Consider the following 18392-nt stretch of genomic DNA (forward strand, 5'->3'; position numbering starts at 1 on the left):
AAGGGAAGTATTGAATGAATGGTCCGTTGATCGTGCAGTCCGATCGGACTGTGCTGCTGGAATCGGGACATCCTCTGGCCGTCGAGGCGGCCGTGGCGATCGCCCCGTTTGCGCAGCTGTCGCGGACCCCGGAGTACATCCACACCTATGAGATCACTCCGCTGGGACTGTGGAACGCTCGCGCCAGCGGCCACGATGCCGAATCCGTCGTCGATGTGCTCCTCGAATTCGCGAAGTACCCGGTCCCTCATGAGCTGCTCGTCGACATCGTCGACATCATGGACCGCTTCGGTGTGCTCACCCTCATCGACCATCCGATCCACGGACTGACCCTGACGTCGACGGAGACGGGACTGCTCGATGAGCTCGTCGGTCAGCCCGACCTCGTCGGCAAGTTCGGCAAACGCATCGATGCCGAATCCGTCCTCGTCCACCCCTCCGAGCGCGGGGAGCTCAAACACGCCCTGCTGCAGCTGGGCCACCCGGTCTCCGACCACGCCGGCTACGTCGACGGTGAAGCCCACGAGATCTCCCTGTCCGATGATGCCCACGGCGGTCAATGGCATCTGCGCGACTACCAGAAGCAGGCGATCGACCAGTCGCTGTCCGGTGAGTCCGGGGTCGTCGTTCTGCCGTGCGGTGCGGGGAAGACGGTCGTCGGTGTGGCCACCATGTCTCGGGTGCAGACGACGACGCTCATCCTCGTGACGAACTCGGTCTCGGCCAAGCAGTGGAAGGACGAGATCCTGCGCCGCACCACCCTGACCGAGGACGAGGTCGGCGAATATTCGGGATCGACGAAGGAGATCCGCCCGATCACCATCGCCACCTACCAGGTGCTCACCACCCGCAGGAAGGGTTCGTACCTCCACCTCGAGCTCCTCGATGCCAAGGACTGGGGCCTGGTCATCTATGACGAGGTGCATCTGCTTCCGGCGCCGATCTTCCGACTGACCGCAAGCTTGCAGGCTCGCCGTCGCCTCGGCCTGACCGCGACGCTGGTGCGTGAGGACGGACGCGAGGACGAGGTGTTCTCCCTCATCGGGCCCAAGCAGTACGAGGTGCCATGGAAGGAACTCGAACGACTCGGCTACATCGCTTCGGCCGCCTGCCATGAAGTCCGCGTCCGGCTCGACGGCGGAACCCGAACCGCGTATGCCCGCGCCGACGGGGAGGACCGGTACCGGTTGGCCGCGACATCGGATGCGAAGCTGCCGATCGTCTCCGAGCTCGTCGCCGATCATCCGGATGCCCAAATCCTCGTCATCGGTCAGTACCTCGACCAGCTCGAGGAGATCGGAGCCGAACTCGGTGCGCCCGTGCTCACCGGGCAGACCCCTGAATCGGTGCGCCAGGAGCTCTTCCGCGAGTTCCGGTCCGGGGAGATTCCGGTGCTCGTCGTCTCGAAGGTCGCGAACTTCTCAGTGGATCTGCCGGCCGCCTCGGTGGCGATCCAGGTCTCCGGAGCGTTCGGGTCCCGGCAGGAGGAGGCTCAGCGCCTCGGACGGATCCTGCGTCCGAAGGAAGACAAGGGTTCGGCCACGTTCTACACGGTCGTCGCCGCCGATACCGTCGATGAGCATTTCGCGGCTCAGCGCCGCCGCTTCCTCACCGAACAGGGCTACAGCTACAGCATCGAAGTCCGCTGACTCTCCCCTCAATTACTACCCGACGGCGGCCCAGCAACCTGGCGCCAGGTTGTTGGGCCGCCGTCAGGTAGTTCGGGGAGACTCACCTCCGGTCGCGAACCACGCGACCTTCGTCCCAGACCGGTGTTGTCGACTCATAGACTTCGCCGTCGGCCCCGAAGACGAGGAATCGGTCGAAGTCACGAGCGAACCAGCGGTCGTGAGTGACCGCCAGTACCGTCCCATCAAACGATTGCAGCGCAGTCTGCAATGCCTCAGCGGAGACGAGGTCCAGGTTGTCGGTGGGTTCGTCGAGCAGAAGAAGAGTCGCGCCCGCGAGCTCGAGCAGCAGGATCTGAAAGCGCGCCTGCTGTCCGCCCGAAAGCGAATCGAAGGACTGTTCTGCAGCACCGGCCAGCTCGTAGCGGGCAAGCGCCCGCGAAGCCGGTTCTCGCGGCAGGCCTGCTCGATGTTCGTCCCCGCGGTGGAGGATCTCGAGCAGGGTCCGCCCGCGCAAGTCCGGGCGGCCGTGCGTCTGCGCGAACCAGCCGGGGCGCACGCGGGCTCCGAGCCGCACTGTTCCGTCGTGGGCGACGGGTGCGATGTCGATGTCAGAGGCCGGGCGGTGCTCGGGTTCGGGGTCGCTGCCGCCGGCTGCGAGCAGCCTCAGGAAGTGCGACTTTCCCGACCCGTTCGATCCGAGTACGGCGATCCGATCCCCGTAATGAACTTCGAGGTCGAACGGCAGCATGAGGTCGGTGAGTTCAAGCGCATCGGCGACGATCGCGATCTTGCCCGTGCGTCCGCCGCGCAGACGCATTCCGAGATCCTGTTCACGCGGAATGGCTTCGGGCGGGCCGGCGGTCTCGAAACGCTCGAGACGAGTCTGCGCGGCCCGGTACCGCGAAGTCATGTCCGAGTTGTAAGCGGCCTTCTGCTTGTACATCTGCACCAGCGACCGCAGCTTCGCGTGCTCCTCGTCCCATCGCCTGCGCAGCTCCTCGAGCCGTTCGAACCGGTCCGACCGGGCCGCGTGGTAGGTGCCGAATCCGCCCGGATGCACCCATGCGGTGTTCCCCGCCGCAGAGAGCTCGACGGTGATGATCTGCGTGGCCGCCTGTGCAAGCAGCTCACGATCGTGGGACACGAAGAGGACGCTCTTGTCCGTGTCCTTGAGCTCGGCTTCGAGCCAGCGCTTGCCCGGGACATCGAGGAAGTTGTCGGGCTCGTCGAGGATGAGGATGTCATCGGGGCCGCGCAGGAGCGCTTCGAGCACGAGTTTCTTCTGCTCCCCTCCCGACAGGGTGGAGATCTTACGGTCCCGGCAGCGGTCGTACGACATTCCCAGCGCCGAGGTGGTGCAGGTGTCCCACAGCACCTCGGCGTCGTATCCGCCCACGTCCGACCAATCGTTGATCGCCGTGGCGTAGGCCATCTGCACAGCCGTCGACTCGCTCTCGGGTCCGAGCAGCTTCTCTTCGGCCCGACGCAGATTCGCCGCCGCACGACGGATCGGCTTCGGAGCCAGTTCCTCGAGCGCCTCGGCGACGGTATCGGCGGAGATGAACTGACGCATCAATCCGATGCTGCCGGTATGCGAAACAGCTCCCTCATCAGGGACGAGCTCACCGGTGAGGATCCTCAGGAGGGTGGTTTTGCCGGCACCGTTGGCTCCGATGAGCGCGGATTTGGCCCCGTCCCCGACGCGAAACGACACCGATCCGAGCAGAGGCCTGCCGTCGGCGAGGGTGTAGGAGACATCGTTGATCTCGATATGGCCCATGTGGTCAACCTATCAATATCTCTTGCCATCGCAGATGTCTTCGAACTACCTGAGGGCGGCCCAGCAACCTGGCGCCAGGTTGCTGGGTCCCCGTCAGGTAGTAATTACGTAGTGATGAGGGAAGGTTCGGACTTGGCGACGACCTCGCGGCGGGCGACGCGGCGGGCCAGGCGGGACTCGCCCCACTTGATGAAGCCGACGCCGCCGAGGATGAAGACTCCGCCGAAGAGCTGGATCGGGGCGGGCATCTCGAAGAGGACCAGCCAAGCGACGATGACGGAGAACGGGACCTCGACGAGATTGACGAACGATCCGACCGTCGCCCCGACATAGCGCAGACCGAGGATCCCGGTGATGTAGGCGCCGACCGTGAAGACGACGATCATCGCCATCGGCACGACCCACGACATCGACACCCCGCCGAAGTCGACGTCCGCCGTCACCGCGTTCCACGGCATGACGCCGGCGAGCACGATGGCCGACATCGCCAGCGCCCCGATGCCCATGCCCAGACCTGTCAGCGCGACCGGCGGGATCGTGATCGTGTCCTTCGCAGAGACGAGGAAGTAGCTGGCCAGGCAGACCGCGGCAGCCATCGCCATAACCACGCCGAAGATGCTGATCGACGATCCGCGCAGGTTGAGCACGAGCAGGAGCCCGATCATCGAGACGACGACCCCGATGAATGTCACGGTCGCCGGCCGGGTCCGCGTTCGCGCCCAGATCCAGAAGACGATGAGCATCGGCGCGGTCATCTCCAGCAGCAGCGCCACAGCCACGGTGAGGTGTTCGACGGCGACGAAGTAGAACCCCTGGACGCCGGCCATCGAGACCAGGCCGTAGGTGACGACGGTGCGCCAGTGCGTGAGCACTTCGCCCCAGCGTCCGCGCAGGGCGATGAGGGTGGGGATGAGCAGCAGGACCGCGGAGCCGGCCAAGCGGATGAGCACCACCGCGCCCGGCGTCCACCCGATCGCGTACATCGTTTTCGCGATCGGCCCCGACACGGCGAAGAAGAACGCGGAGGCAAGAGTGAGCAGGAACCCTGCGATGACGGTGCGATTCATTCCTGACCTCCTGATGTGGCGAAACGTTGAGTGGCGTACGAGGACAGACGTCCCCGAGGTGGTGGTGCGGTGTTGAGTTGACAGTGCGACGCTGAGCGGATGGTGCGGTGCCGGATCATCCCCTCGCCGAGGCGGTCCGACGGCTGCCGGTTTCAGTATCGGCCCTGAAATTGAAATGGGTCAAGTGCATTTTGGTCCTTACATCCTGTGGCAGAATGTTATTCACCATGGCTTTCATCTACGACATTCGCGCGAACCTCACGATGCTCGTCGACCTCCTCAACACCTCCGGCGACATCACGGACGGCGGTGACGAACTGACGACAACCGCGAAACTCCGCGAATTCGCGGCCCGGCACGACTTCTCCGGACCTTTGACCGCCACCAGAAGCGACGTCGACGAGACCCTGGAGCTGCGCCGCAGATTCGCCGCAGCACTGGATGCGAGCATCGACGCCGAGACCGACGACGAGGTCGAAGCGGGGACGATCGCGGTCGTCGATGAGATCAATCTCACACTGAGCGACTCGGGGTCAGTGCCGCAATTGGTCAAACACGACCACTGGGACTGGCACCTGCACGCGACCGGCGCTCAAGCCAGCCTGGCCGACCGAGTGGCCGCCGATGTCGCTCTGGTCCTCATCGACCTCATCCGCTCCGGCGATCTCGACCGGCTCGGCCGCTGCGCCGCCGAGGACTGCCGCGCCTACCTCGCCGACTTCAGCCGCAATCGCTCGAAGCGCTTCTGCGATACCGGCAGCTGCGCCACCCGCACACACGTCGCGGCATTCCGCGCCCGCCACTCCGACGCCGACTCCCACGACTAATAAGAGGAGCCGCCCATGTCACTTCAACCCTTGCGCATCACCGCCGGACGCAAGCTCGCCGCCGGCCTTGCAGGCATCACCACCATGTCGGCCACGCTGACGTCGGGCTTCGCCATTGCGGTGCTGTCATTCCTTCCCGCGGATCCCGGAGGGCTGCTGAGCGAAAAAGTCGTCTTCAGCGCCCTCGCCGTCATCGTGGCCCTCGTCTCTGCCGCCATCAGCTTCCTGCTCGTGCTCGCGGCCCTCGGCCGCTTCCGCACCGGCGGCAGCCTGTCCAGATTCTTCCGATACCAGCTGGCGGCACTCGGGGCCGGCGGCGGGCTCGGCCTCGGCTTCGTTCCCGCCATGACAGACGCGGCTCCGATCTGGTGGGTGGTTGCAATCGCCGCCGGCCTCGGACTCATCGCCGTCTGCCTGCTCACATTCCGTAAGGCCCGTTATCCGATTCTCGACCGCCCTCCCTACCCCAATGCAGCATTGGCCGAAGGCAGCGTTATCGACTACTGGTCCGGTTCCTCGGCAAGAGCACCGAGCCTGACCGTGGTTCACTTCGTCGATAACAAGGGCCGGGACCGCTGGGCCCGTCACCTCGTCCAGCAGGGGCCTTCACTACGAGGTACTGTCGGCCAGGTGATCTATGACCGCCACCGACCTGAGCGGACTCGGCGCTTTGCCGTCACCCAGCAGCTCTTCGACCTCCGCCCACCGCATGAGATCCGAGAGAATCCGACGTCCCGGTCGGGCACCATCTTCCCGATGTCTCCCGACCCTCGCCCGCCGCGCCCGCACTGACCCGAACACCCATACTCAGCTGAACCCGCCCTACCCACACCCGCCCCGACGATCGTTTCTGAACCTAATCTGGTCGCGACCACATTTTTCACTGAAATCAGGCCTTCATTCCTGAGAGCGAATACCCGATCCAGGACTCAAAACGACTTTCCTGAGAGTTTTCCAGTGACGCATGTCACATTTGCATTCAGCTGACCTCCAGCCCACTCCCAGAATCGGGTCCCAGACTGGAGCCATGACTACAGCACAAAACGACACCGACATCGAAGCCACCCTGCTCGTTGTCGATGATGAGCCCAATATCCGCGAACTCCTGTCCACCAGTCTCCGCTTCGCCGGCTTCGACGTCGTCTCCGCCGCCAACGGCGCCGAGGCGCTGCGCCTGGCCGAGCAGACCGACGTCGACCTCCTCGTCCTCGACGTCATGCTCCCGGACATGGACGGCTTCACCGTCACCCGCCGACTGCGCCAGATCGGTATGAACGCCCCCGTCGTGTTCCTCACCGCCCGTGATGACACCTCGGACAAGATCACCGGTCTGACCGTCGGCGGTGACGACTATGTGACGAAGCCCTTCAGTCTCGAAGAGGTCGTCGCCCGCATCCGCGCCGTCCTCCGCCGCACCCGCAATCTCGAGGACGAGGAGAACGCCGTCATCGTGGCGGGCGACCTCGAACTCGACGACGATACCCATGAGGTCCGCCGCTCCGGCATCCTCATCGACCTTTCCCCCACCGAGTTCAAGCTGCTGCGCTACCTCATGCTCAACACGAACCGCGTCCTGTCGAAGTCGCAGATCCTCGACCACGTGTGGGAATACGACTTCGGCGGAGACACCGGAATCGTCGAGTCCTATATCTCCTACCTGCGCCGCAAGATCGACGTCACTCCGGAGACGGATGCCGCCGGCCACCCCGTCGAGATGGAGTGGACACCGATGATCCAGACCAAGCGCGGGGTCGGCTACATGCTGCGCACACCGGAATCCAAGTAGTCGTCCATGCAAGGACGATAGATTACATACGTGGCAATAGAATCCCGTCCCTCCCGTCCCGGCTTCTGGGAAGAATGGTCTCTGACCACCAAGCTGCTGGCCATCATGATGCTGCTCATGCTGCTCGTCCTCACGGGGACGAGCGCTTGGGTGTTGGAGAACCTGCGCGACAGCCTCGTCCAGCGCACCGATGAACGACTCATCAGCGCCTCCGAGACCCTGGCGAAGCAGGCCTACCAAGATGTGTTCCAGAAGGCCGAACTCCAGTCCGGGGACGACGACGCCGAGGATGCGCCGTCGTCGACGACGATCGATTCGAATTCCTGGGATCAGCTCAAGAGCCTCCTGCCGGGCGGATTCTATGTGCAGTTCTACAACACGGACGGGGATCCGATCCGCGACCCCGTCGCCCCGGAGCCGCAGAACCATCCGATCCTGCCGAAGATCAACGAGAAGGAAGTCTATTCGCGCGGCGGCGAGCCATTCACCGTCGCCGGAACGAGTTCGCAGTGGCGGGCCCGGGCGATGAAGGTGAAGAACACCGACGTGCTCGTGTCCATCGCGGTGCCTTTCGACCGCGAAGTCGACAACATCAACGAGCGGGCCCGGAACACGATGATCGGCATCGGCCTGTTGGCCCTGGCGATGGTCGCCGGAGTCGGCTATTGGGCGATCAACAACACGTTCCGGCCGCTGCGCGATATCGAGAAGACCGCCTCCCGCATCGCCGCCGGCGACTTGTCCCAACGTGTGCCCAGCTATCCGCGCAACACCGAGCTCGGGCGGCTGTCGGCGGCACTGAATACGATGCTCGGGCGCATCGAGGACTCTTTCGACGGGCAGACCCGCTCGGAGAAGCGCATCCGCCAGTTCGTCTCCGACGCCTCGCACGAGCTGCGCACGCCCCTGGTCACGATCCGCGGTTATGCGGAGCTGTACCGGCAGGGTGCGATCACGAAGTCCGAGGACGTCGCCAATGCAATGGAGCGGATGGAGTCCGAGGCCAAGCGCATGGGCGTCCTCGTCGACGATCTCGTCGTCCTGGCCAGGCTCGACGAGCAGCGTGCCGCCGAGATCGGTCCGGTCGATCTGCACAAGGTCGTCCGCGATGCCGCCGCCGATGCCGCGGCACAGGCCCCGGACCGCGATATCAGCTTCATCGGACTCGACGGTGAGGACGCCCAGCCCGTGCCGATGATCCGCGGCTCCGAATCGAAGATCCGCCAGGTCATCGTCAACCTCGCCGGCAACGCCGTGCGGCACACCCCCGAGCATGCGGCGATCGAGTTCGCCGTCGGCGTCGTCGGTCTCCCCGAGTCCGTCGACCCCGATTCCGCGGACACCGGCGAGATCCGCGAGGGCGGCGCCCGCGGCCAGAACGGTCGCAATGGTGCGAAGAGCGGGGCGAAGGACAAACCCCGTGAACGCGGGTTCGTCACCGGAGGGGTCCGCATCTTCCGCCGAGGCGACTCCGCCGGACACGACCAAACCGACACCCAACCGACCCCCCGGACCGCTGCACAGTCCCCGACCAAGCCCGACCGTCAGGTGGGTCCCGAGAGCCCCGCCGCGAATGCGGAGCGGGGAGAGGGGCAGCACAACGGGCAGCTCAGGACACCGTCCGGATCGCAGTCGGCGCAACCCACCGGTCCTCAGAATTCCGGATCGCAGAGTGGGGCAGCGGCCGATTCCCAGACTGCGGCGCAGTCCGAATCTTCAGCCGGACCCCAGTCGGGACCTCAGTCCAAGGCTCCCGAGCCGGCGAACATCGTCCCCGATGTCACGGCTGCCGGATCGATCACGGTCGATGAGTCACTGCGAGGATTCCCCCACGGCAGGGTCCGCTTCGAGGTCAGGGACCACGGTGACGGTATCGACCCCGAGGTGGTCCCGCGCATCTTCGAGCGCTTCTACCGCCTCGACGTGTCCCGGACCAGGGACACCGGCGGATCCGGACTCGGGCTGTCGATCGTCAAGGCAATCGTGGAGAACCACCATGGTGCGATCTCCGTCCACGAAACTCCGGGCGGCGGTGCGACGTTCCGCATCGACCTGCCCATCTCCGACAACGGCGAAACCACTGCGGACACGCGAAAGGATGAGCGATGAACGAGAACACCGACCCTCAGAATCCGGATGAGGTGTCCCGCAGCTCCCGATCGGATGATCGGACACCGCGTCCGTCGGGGAATCAGGGCAGCGGTTCCGCCGCCGGGGGACGTCGCAGCCCATCGGCCGGTGGCTACCGCGGGTCAGGAGCCGAGGTTCCGCGCACCTTCCCGTCCCAACCCAACGGCCCTGCACGCGTCAGTCCACCGGTCGCACCGCCCGAGAGACGCCCCGACGTTCCGTCGACTCAGGCACAGAACCCTGTGGACGGTTCCCCTCACCGAGGCGGCTCTCCCTCCCAGCAGCCGTCGCCGTATCAGCCGAACGGGCAGCAGCACTCTTCGTACCAGCCAGGCAGCCAACAGCAGGGACACCAGAGCGCCCACGGCAATTACGGCAGCCAATCGCAGCCGGGTCGGCAGAACGTCCAGGCGAATCAGACTCAGAACCAATCTCCATACGGGCAGTCCCAGCAGAACGGTCCGCAGTCGTATCAGGGCCAGAACGCCAACGGACAGAACAGCACCGGCTCGTCTGCCACCGGCACCGGAGCCCCGGCAGGAGCCGGCGCAGCGGCAGGGGCCGGAGCAGCAGCTGCTGGCGCTGGTGCCTATCACGCCGGGGCGAACTCTCAGCAGACAGGTTCCGCCGACTATCCAGCCGCTCCTGGCCACCCGAACGGCCCCCAGAACCCGCACGGTCCCGGGTACCCGAACGCTCCGGGCCAACAGCCTGGTTCCGGTCAGCAGGTCGCATCGAACCAACAGAACGCTCCCGGCCAGCCCACCGCCTCCAACGCCTACTCGGCGGCACCCGGCTCTGTCCCCTATTCCTCGGAATTCTCGGCCGTCGGTTCCCAGCCCGGACCCGGTGGGCCGGTGAATCCCAACGGACCCGGTGGTCCGTACGGACCGGACGGGTTCGGTCCGTACGGCGCTCAGCAGCCGCCTCGGCGAGAGAAGAAAGGACCCGGTTGGGGTGCGACGATCGCGATCGGCCTGGTGGCCGCGCTCCTCGGTGGGGCTCTCGCGTTCGGAGGAAACTATGCGCTCTCGGCGCTGCAGCAGGACGAACCGCGCAAGGTCGCCGAGGAGACGATCGAGACCCCCGATTGGACGCAGGTCGCTGAGAAGACCTCGGACAGTGTGATGTCGATCCAGGTCGGCACTCGAGGCCAGGTCCAGGGACTCGGCTCGGGTGCGCTGTACGACGATCAGGGCCACGTCATCACGAACAACCACGTCGTCGCGCCCGCGGACACCCCCGACGGCGAGATCGCCGTGACCATGAAGAACGGTGAGACGACGGAGGCGAAGATCGTCGGACGCGATCCTTCGACCGATATCGCCGTCATCAAGCTCGAACAGGTGCCCGACGGGGTGAAACCTCTGGTCATCGGCGATTCGAAGAAGCTGACCGTGGGCGATCCAGTGATGGCCCTGGGCAATCCGCTCGGTCTGGCCAACACCGTGACCACCGGCATCGTCTCCGCGCTCGACCGTCCGGTGTCGACGGAGAACATCGGCGAGGATGCCTCCTCGCAGGAGAAGGAGATGACGATCACGAACGCCATCCAGACCGATGCGGCGATCAACCCCGGCAACTCGGGTGGACCGCTGGTCAATGGTGATGGCCAGTTCATCGGCGTGAACTCGGCGGCCGCATCGCTGAGCCAGGGCGAGGGAGGTCAGTCCGGGTCGATCGGCATCGGATTCGCGATCCCCGCGAACCAGGCTGTCATGATCGCCGATCAGCTCATCTCCTCCGGCAAGGCCAAGCATCCGTTCCTCGGCATCACTCTCACCGACGGGCACATCAACAGCGGCGGGATCAGCCGAGGCAGCGCCAAGGTGCAGTCCGTGGCCGGTGGATCCCCCGCGGCCAAGGCCGGAGTCAAAGACGGAGACGACATCGTCGAGGTGGCCGGAACCAAGGTGAACAACGCCATCGCCCTGCGTGCCCTCGTCCGCGCTCAGCCGGTGAACACCCCGGTCGAGATCACCGTGGTCCGCGGCGGGAAGGAACAGAAGCTCGACGTCACGCTCGTGCTGCAGTAGGCACGTCGCCGAGGCGGTCCGCTGGCTCAGCGGTCAGCCGCCCGAACGTTCACCACTCGAGCGTCCGCGCTTGGGGATCCGATCGTGACTCAGCCACCTGGAGGGTGTGGACAGCCGAACGCTGTCCACACCCTCCTTTCGTGCTCTTCCCCTCCTCTGTCGCGTCAGCCGACACTGATGTCGTCTCGCCCGACCGCGGCGGAACGTCTCTGACCAAGAGGAGTGATGATGAGTTTCGAAGTCGACGCCGAACGCGTCCAATCCGCTGCCACAGCCGCCGCGAACACCTCCCGCAATCTCGTGTCCGAATCCGACACGATGATGCGCAATCTGCTCGCCCTCCAGGAATGCTGGCGCGGCAGTGCGGCCCAGAACTTCCAAGCCGTGGTCAACCAGTGGGAGCGTGCGCAGAAGCAGCTCATGGAATCGCTCAACTCCGTCCACGGAGCGCTCCACACTGCGGCCCGGCAGTACTCCGAAGTCGAGGTGGCGAACTCGCGTCTCTTCGCCCCCTGAGCCGATCGGATTCCACCGTCACGATCGAGCTTCCGCTCGTGACGGGCGGTTCCTGTTCCGCCTCGTCGAGTCCCTGCTCGGTCGGGCGTCCCGACCGGATCCGCTCGCGCTGCGCGCCCTGTCGAGTCCCGTTCGCCGCGCGACACAGACCCCGCCGCGGATCCCCGAGTTTCTGCGGCCGGGATCTGTTCGTTCTCGTAGTCGGCGTCTGGCAAACTATCAGCCTTTCTCAGTAGACTTGAGAGCGATAGTTCGCGGCGGTGTTGGCCAAGAATCTCCGGACCGGAGTGGATCGGGTTGGCAGCGTCGGGTCAAACCAATGCAGGAGTCGACTACGGATGAGTATCTTCCAACGGATCGCGACGATCTTCGGTGCCAAGGCCAACAAAGCTCTGGACAAGGCCGAAAACCCCAACGAAACCCTTGACTATTCGTACCAGAAGCAGCTGGAGCTGCTGCAGAAGGTCCGTCGTGGTGTTGCCGATGTCGCCACCAGCCGCAAGCGCCTCGAGCTGCAGATCAACCAGCTCGAACAGCAGCAGAACAAGCTCTCCGGTCAGGCCGAGAAAGCCATGCAGATCGGTCGCGAAGACCTCGCTCGCGAGGCACTGACCCGCAAGTCGGGGCTGACCCAGCAGATCACCGACCTGCAGACCCAGCACGAAGGACTGCAGGGCGAGGAGCAGAAGCTCACTCTCGCCTCGCAGCGTCTCCAGGCCAAGGTCGACGCGTTCCGCACGAAGAAGGAGACGCTGAAGGCCACGTACAACGCTGCCGACGCACAGACCAAGATCGGCGAGGCGTTCTCGGGCATCTCGGAAGAGCTCGGTGACGTCGGACTCGCCGTCCAGCGCGCCGAAGACAAGACCGCGTCGCTGCAGGCGCGGGCCGGTGCCGTCGATGAGCTCCTCGCTTCGGGTGCCCTCGACGACGTCACGGGAACCCAGAAGGACGACATCACCGCCCAGCTCGACTCCCTCTCCAGCGAGAACGACGTCGAGATGGAACTCCAGCGGATGCGTGACTCCCTGCCTGCCGGGTCCGAGAAGCAGGACCAGAAGTCGCTCGAGGGTGAGGATCAGCAATGATCATCCGCATCATGGGCGAAGGACAGTTCGACGTCAAGAACGTCGACCAGGACCTGCTCCAGAAGTACGACAACCAGGTCGAAGATGCCGTCAACGCCGGCAACGAGGAAGCCGCCCGCACCGCGCTGAGCGCCCTCCATGACTACGTCACGGCCAACGGGCAGCCCGTCGCCGATGACTACCTCGGATCCTCCGATGTCGTCATCCCCTTCGTCGACGCCACCTTGGCCGAGATCGCCGAACTGCTCACCGGCGAGGGTTTTATCCCGGACCCGGCCTGAAACCACAGAGCACCGAAATGCACCCGGCCCATTGTCTTCGACAGTGGGCCGGTTCTGCCACTGCCAGAGAGGAACCCCGATGAAGAATCGCTTCGTCAAAGACAACGGACTGACCATGCGGATGGGATGGACGATCTTCCTCAACGGCCTCATCTATGTCGTCCTCATCCTCGCGATCTGGTGGATCTTCGGACAGAACATTCCCGGAGTCATCATCGCCGTCCTCATCAGCGCCGGCGCGTTCTTCTTCCAGTGGTACTTCTCCGACAAGATCGCCATGCGTGCCATGGGCGGACGGGAGGTCTCCCCCGAGGAGGCTCCGGAGCTGCATACGATCGTCGACCGACTCTGCCAGCTGGCCGATTCGACGAAACCCCGCGTGGCCGTCTCGAACTCCCCGATCCCCAATGCCTTCGCCACCGGCCGCTCCCCTGAGCGCTCGGTGGTGTGCGTGACCCGTGGCCTGCTCGAGAAGCTCGACCGTGATGAGGTCGAGGTCGTGCTCGCCCATGAGCTCTCACACGTCGCCCACCGCGATGTCACGGTGATGACAGTTGCCGGCGTCACCGGTGTCGTCGCCGCGCTGATGATGCGCGCCGGTTACTACATGAGCTTCGGACGGTCGAACAACAATAACAACGGCATCCCGATCCAGCTCCTCTTCATCCTCGTCGGAGCCGTCGTCTACGGGCTCTCGTTCGTCCTCATCCGCGCCCTCTCCCGGTATCGCGAGTTGGCCGCCGACCGCGCAGCGGCCATCCTCACCGGTGCACCGTCCACACTGGCGTCGGCACTGACGAAGCTCAGCGGAGATATGGCCAAGATCCCGGAGAAGGATCTGCGGTCGTCTGCCTCGGCGAACCACCTCGCTCTCATCCCCGCCATCAGCGGAAAGGCCGCCTTCGGCCAGCTCTTCTCCACTCACCCCTCACTCGAGAAGCGACTGGAGCAGCTGGCCCAGATCTCCGCCCAGCTCTCCCGCCCCGAGTGAGCACCAACTGCACCTTTTGAACTGCGCACCACCGATATAGGAGTTCCATGGGATTCTTCGACGCACTGCTCGGCCGGTCCAAACCGAAGCGGGCCAACCTCGACGACCTCTTCGCCCTGCCGCCGGCGGCACTGACTCTGCAGGCCGCGACCGGCTTCAGCCCCACCGGTGTCGGGGCCGTCGCCTTCCGTCAGGTCGAGGGAGCCGCGTTCCAATCCGCCGAGTCCGAAAGCGTCGCCCTCATCGGCTCCGACCCGGCCGCCTCGGTGAGGCAGGAGAACGACGGGTTCGGGTTCACGTGGCAGGTCGTGGCCGATGAGAACGCCGAGGTGGTCAACCTCGTCACGAACATCCACGCCGTGAACTCGGCGCTGGTCAATCAGGGCTTCGACACGATGCTGCTGTGCACAACCGTGTACTTCGTCCATCCCGATGGGCGTCGGATGGCGCTGGTCTACCAGTACAAGCGCGGAACTTTCTATCCGTTCGTGCAGTTGGGACCGAAGCAGCGGGACAATCCCCTGGAGATCCAGGTCAAGGGCATCCTCTCGAACGAGCTGCCGTTCGAAGAGGACACTTCGAACTGGTCGGCGCTGTGGGACGCCCCGGGCATGAACGACACCCCGGGGGCTCCTGAACTGCAGTAGGCGGTTCGTCCGAACAGAGAGCAATTCAGCCGGGACAGAAAGCATTTCAGTCCGTACAGACAGATGGAGGGCGTCCCCGCGGGGACACCCTCCACTCATAACTGAAGCTGTCAGCTTTCCTCAGCCTTCCTCAGCTGCCACCTCGATGACTTCGCCGAGAGCTTCGATACGATCGCCGGGACGGATAGTAGCACCGCGGCGGGTCTCGACCTCGCCGTTGACGCTGACCTCACCGTCGGCGATCATGTCCTTGGCCATGGCACCGTGTTCGGCGATTCCGTGGAGTTTGAGCAGCTGACCGAGTCTGATCGACTCGCCGCGGATCTCGATCGTGTCCATCAGAACATGTCTCCGAATCCGTCGAACAGTCCGCCGCCGTCGCCGCCGTCGCCTCCGAAGAAGCCGCCGCCGTCACCGCCGCCCATGTCTCCGCCCATATCGCCACCGGCGTCGCCCATGTCGCCGCCGTAGGCGCCGTCCCAGCCGCCGCCCATTCCGCCGAACATCATGGCACCCATGAGGACGCCGGGCAGCAGGCCGGAGCCGGCGTAGGAGTTGAAGTAGCCGCGATTGTATTCGGCGTAGGCCGGCCCGGCCTCCCAGTAAGCGCGACGGGTGTGTCCGTCACCGGTGACGACCTTGCGCACCAGCGGATCGGCGCCGACGGCGACGCGCTCGGCGTCGGCGGCGCACACGGGCACGGGGCGCAGCTGGCCGCCGGCCGGGGCCCAGTCGATGTCTTCGACCGAGGGACCGTGCTGCGGGTTGAAGAAGCAGGGCGGACGACGCACCGGCAGGGGTTTGCCTTCGACCCGGGCGCGAACGCATTTGGCGGCATAGCGGCCGTCTTCGAGCGCCTCGGTGACGTGGCGGATGTCAGTGGGTTCGGAGACCTTCTCGAGTGTCTCCTTGGCGACGTCGTACGAGTCGAGCGCCTGCTTGTAGTCCTGCGCTCCGCCCGTGTCGAGGTCAACGCCAGCGGTGATGACGTCGAGTTCGGCGACTTCCTCACCGAATGCGGTGACGTCCTCTTCAGCGGTCTTCTTCACCTGCTGAAGTTCAGCGGCGTGCAATTCCTGCTGCCGCTTCTTCTCCTTGCGGTGACCGATGAAGAAAACGGCCCCGAGAACTACGAGCAGCAACAGAAATACTTCAGTCACGATCCATGCCTCCCAGGCTAGCTTTGTCCTCGAACAGTATGCCCGATGAAACTGGAAGACGTCTGAGCCTGTGCCCCACATCTGCTCAGTCCCCGGCCGTCGATGACGGCTCAGACCCAGACGGTCGAAGACCGATGCATGCAGGTCACGCGACGACGTTGCGCGCGGGTCATCGAACACCGTCGCTCGTCCGTGCGCCACCGCCTCAGACTTCCCGTGCGCCACCGCCTCAGACGTCCCGTGCGCCACCGCCTCAGACGAAGGCCAAGAGTCCTTTGGCCAAGGCCGCGATCCCGCCTCCGAAAGCGAGGACGAGCATCCCGATCCGCGCTGCGCCCACGTCGATATGGCGGGAGAGCCAATCGCCTCCGGCGAGGCCCGCCACAAGGACGAGCCCAAGTCCGATCCAGGCTCCGAGCTCCAGGTGAGGCCAGGTCCCTCCGTCGATGATCACCTTCATCACCACCGCTGAGGCGGTCCCGACGACGAGGAAAGGCTGCAGGGTGGCTGCGAACGACCGTTGTTCCCAGTTCGTCAGCACAGCGTAGGCGCTCACCGCCGGTCCCCCGGCTCCTGCCGCGGCAGACATCGCCCCGGAGAAGAGACCGGCCGTCAGGCGTGTGCCGATGTTCGCGGGGATCGTCCGCCCCAGCTTCCCCAAGGTCAGCGAGCTGATGAGGGAGACGATGATGAGCGCGCCGATGAGGATCTGCAGCGGTGGGGTGGGCATCGATGACGACAGGAGTGCGCCGGGGATGGTCCCGATCACCGCGCCCAAGGCAAGATGTCGGAAAGGCGGCCATTCCACCTCGGCGGAGGTGCGGACGAAGACGGAGAATGAGGCGACGATTCCGCAGATGTTGACGAGGATGACGCCGCTGAACGGATCGAGGAGGAGGACGAGGAAGGGACCGCTGACCAGGCCGAATCCCATCCCGGTGACGCGCTGGGACAATGCGCCGAGGAACATGGCGAAGAGGATGAGCACGACGACGGGTTCCACTCGGTCGAGTTTAGTCCAGCCCGATTCCCGGCTGATCCTCAGTCTCACCGCTGATCGCGGGGTTAGAGTATTCACCATGAATGCCAGTCCCCTCTGGTCGCGGTTCAGCGCAGATCCCCGCTCGTATGGGCAGGTCCGGGCCTCTGATGCCGATCGCGCGGTCGTCAGTGATGTCCTCTCGGAGGGTTATGCTCTCGGTCAGCTCGACGTTGAGGAGTTCGATGAACGCACCGAGGCGGCTGCGAAGATCAAGACGCTCGGTGAAGTCCCAGCGCTGATCGAGGACCTCGTCCTCGCCGATCCGGCCGAGGTCGAGCCTGGCAAGCTCGATGATGCGGGCCGTGCGCAGGCACTGGCTCGCCTCGAGGCAGAGCGGGTGCCGATCACGCCGGAGCAGATCGATGCCGCGGCGCATAAGTACTACCGAGATCGGGTGCGTCGTGCACTGCTCGGTGCTGCTGCAGGGCCGGTCGGGATCGTGCTGGCGATCTGGGCGATCTCGTCGATCGCATCTGGAGGGTTCATCTTCTTCTGGCCGATCTTCGTCATCATTCCCACGCTGCTCGGCGGACTGGGACACATCGCGCGCAAGGATGAGATCATCCGCAACCGGAAGAAGGAGCTCACCCGCAGAGCCCGGGCCCAGCTCGGTGATGCTGAGGCCAAACGACAGCTCGAGGAGGGTGAGCCTCCCGAGCGGGATTATGAAGCGGACTTCGGTACGGGCCTGCAGCCGCCGCATCCGTCTCATCCGCCGTACTCTCCCGGACAGATCTCACGACGGGAAGAGCGGGACCGGCGCCAATCGCATCGCCGCCATAACCGCGACAATCCCTGGGACTGAGGTTACGTTCCGGGTCTGGCAGGGTCTGGGCCTCTTCAGGCCCTGAAACTCCGTTTCCTACTCAGACCGGGAACCTCCGGGACCGTCTCAGGCCGGGCACGTCCGGAACCGTTTCAGACTTGGAAGATCCGGATCTGTCCGAACTCCTGTGCTTTGTGCGTGGTGAACCACATCGTGTGCGAGAAGTGCCGCAGGTCGTCGCCGTCGGCCTCGGCCTGCCAGTATCCCCACGCGGCCGCGGCTTTGCCGTGGGTGATCGCTGCTTCGAGGTGGCCGACCTCGTGAGAATGGCCGGACAACTTCAACAGCGCTTCGACGACGGCTTCCCGGCCCGTGTGGGTCTCGACGTCGGAAGGGTGAACGACCTGGAGCACGCAATCGTCGGCGATCACCTCGTTGAGTGCTTCTCTGTCGCCGTTGAAGAGATTCTCCTCGAACGTTGCAACGAAGACGTTCTTCGGACTGTTTCCGCAGGCGTCGGTTCCGGTGAAGGTCATGGACCCAGCCTATGCGGGCCCGAGCGGTGTCACAACGGGTCGGCGGGCCGCCTCGGCGATGATGGTCGCCGACGCACGACGAGCGGACACTTCCGCGTGAACGATCTG

Annotated in this window: 18 protein-coding genes; 12 read left to right on the plus strand and 6 right to left on the minus strand. The window is 64.9% G+C overall.

What is annotated here, in order from left to right; genetic code table 11:
- Nucleotides 1-14 precede the first annotated feature (14 nt).
- Nucleotides 15-1649, plus strand: a complete 1635-nt coding sequence (locus HK108_RS04950; RefSeq protein ID WP_137211323.1) for a DNA repair helicase XPB — start codon at nt 15-17, stop codon at nt 1647-1649.
- Nucleotides 1650-1731: 82 nt separating this feature from the next.
- Here the strand turns inward: HK108_RS04950 and HK108_RS04955 are convergent, their stop codons facing one another.
- On the minus strand, nt 1732-3411 hold the full coding sequence (locus tag HK108_RS04955) for an ABC-F family ATP-binding cassette domain-containing protein (RefSeq protein WP_181270728.1): 1680 nt from the start codon (nt 3409-3411) through the stop codon (nt 1732-1734).
- Nucleotides 3412-3515: 104 nt separating this feature from the next.
- On the minus strand, nt 3516-4478 hold the full coding sequence (locus tag HK108_RS04960; RefSeq protein ID WP_181270729.1) for an EamA family transporter: 963 nt from the start codon (nt 4476-4478) through the stop codon (nt 3516-3518).
- A gap of 227 nt (nt 4479-4705) precedes the next feature.
- On the opposite strand from HK108_RS04960, the gene HK108_RS04965 reads away from it, so the two are divergent.
- The 10 genes from HK108_RS04965 (at nt 4706) to pspAB (ending at nt 14780) form a co-directional block, all read left to right on the plus strand.
- The gene (locus tag HK108_RS04965) at nt 4706-5305 is read left to right on the plus strand and encodes a CGNR zinc finger domain-containing protein (protein WP_139909871.1); all 600 of its coding nucleotides are present in this window, start codon (nt 4706-4708) and stop codon (nt 5303-5305) included.
- A gap of 15 nt (nt 5306-5320) precedes the next feature.
- Nucleotides 5321-6097, plus strand: a complete 777-nt coding sequence (locus HK108_RS04970) for a hypothetical protein (RefSeq protein ID WP_181270730.1) — start codon at nt 5321-5323, stop codon at nt 6095-6097.
- Between the two features lie 235 nt (nt 6098-6332).
- On the plus strand, nt 6333-7091 hold the full coding sequence (locus tag HK108_RS04975) for a response regulator transcription factor (RefSeq protein ID WP_039208507.1): 759 nt from the start codon (nt 6333-6335) through the stop codon (nt 7089-7091).
- A gap of 30 nt (nt 7092-7121) precedes the next feature.
- The gene (locus HK108_RS04980) at nt 7122-9200 is read left to right on the plus strand and encodes a sensor histidine kinase (protein WP_229663985.1); all 2079 of its coding nucleotides are present in this window, start codon (nt 7122-7124) and stop codon (nt 9198-9200) included.
- Nucleotides 9197-11257 carry a trypsin-like peptidase domain-containing protein gene (locus tag HK108_RS04985; RefSeq protein ID WP_181270731.1) on the plus strand — a complete coding sequence of 687 codons (2061 nt, stop codon included), beginning with the start codon at nt 9197-9199 and terminating at the stop codon, nt 11255-11257. The genes HK108_RS04980 and HK108_RS04985 overlap by 4 nt, the downstream gene beginning before the upstream one ends.
- 228 nt (nt 11258-11485) lie before the next feature.
- Nucleotides 11486-11773, plus strand: a complete 288-nt coding sequence (locus HK108_RS04990) for a WXG100 family type VII secretion target (protein ID WP_181270732.1) — start codon at nt 11486-11488, stop codon at nt 11771-11773.
- 338 nt (nt 11774-12111) lie between these two features.
- Nucleotides 12112-12861: a PspA/IM30 family protein gene (locus tag HK108_RS04995; protein ID WP_101543641.1), complete on the plus strand. Its 750-nt coding sequence runs from the start codon at nt 12112-12114 to the stop codon at nt 12859-12861.
- Nucleotides 12858-13142 (plus strand): PspA-associated protein PspAA, encoded by a 285-nt coding sequence (pspAA, locus tag HK108_RS05000; protein ID WP_139468159.1) that lies wholly within the window; start codon nt 12858-12860, stop codon nt 13140-13142. Before HK108_RS04995 ends, pspAA begins: the two co-directional genes overlap by 4 nt.
- 79 nt (nt 13143-13221) lie before the next feature.
- Nucleotides 13222-14133: a zinc metalloprotease HtpX gene (gene htpX, locus HK108_RS05005; RefSeq protein WP_101543644.1), complete on the plus strand. Its 912-nt coding sequence runs from the start codon at nt 13222-13224 to the stop codon at nt 14131-14133.
- A gap of 47 nt (nt 14134-14180) precedes the next feature.
- Nucleotides 14181-14780, plus strand: coding sequence for a PspA-associated protein PspAB (pspAB, locus tag HK108_RS05010; RefSeq protein WP_181270733.1), 600 nt, complete (start codon nt 14181-14183; stop codon nt 14778-14780).
- 120 nt (nt 14781-14900) lie between these two features.
- Here pspAB and HK108_RS05015 read toward each other — a convergent pair whose 3' ends face one another.
- The 3 genes from HK108_RS05015 to HK108_RS05025 form a co-directional block, all read right to left on the minus strand.
- Complete coding sequence (locus HK108_RS05015) at nt 14901-15119, minus strand: RNA-binding S4 domain-containing protein (protein WP_025780455.1); 219 nt, start codon at nt 15117-15119, stop codon at nt 14901-14903.
- Nucleotides 15119-15940 (minus strand): hypothetical protein, encoded by an 822-nt coding sequence (locus HK108_RS05020; RefSeq protein ID WP_139908947.1) that lies wholly within the window; start codon nt 15938-15940, stop codon nt 15119-15121. Before HK108_RS05020 ends, HK108_RS05015 begins: the two co-directional genes overlap by 1 nt.
- A gap of 253 nt (nt 15941-16193) precedes the next feature.
- Nucleotides 16194-16943, minus strand: coding sequence for a sulfite exporter TauE/SafE family protein (locus tag HK108_RS05025; protein ID WP_181270734.1), 750 nt, complete (start codon nt 16941-16943; stop codon nt 16194-16196).
- Nucleotides 16944-17019: 76 nt separating this feature from the next.
- Here HK108_RS05025 and HK108_RS05030 point away from each other — a divergent pair, with 76 nt between their 5' ends.
- Complete coding sequence (locus tag HK108_RS05030; RefSeq protein ID WP_181270735.1) at nt 17020-17787, plus strand: DUF1707 SHOCT-like domain-containing protein; 768 nt, start codon at nt 17020-17022, stop codon at nt 17785-17787.
- Between the two features lie 113 nt (nt 17788-17900).
- Here HK108_RS05030 and HK108_RS05035 read toward each other — a convergent pair whose 3' ends face one another.
- On the minus strand, nt 17901-18284 hold the full coding sequence (locus HK108_RS05035; protein ID WP_181270736.1) for a DUF4440 domain-containing protein: 384 nt from the start codon (nt 18282-18284) through the stop codon (nt 17901-17903).
- Between the last annotated feature and the right edge of the window lie 108 nt (nt 18285-18392).

The sequence above is a fragment of the Brevibacterium sediminis genome (genome assembly GCF_013623905.1).
GTDB classification, from domain to species: domain Bacteria; phylum Actinomycetota; class Actinomycetes; order Actinomycetales; family Brevibacteriaceae; genus Brevibacterium; species Brevibacterium sediminis.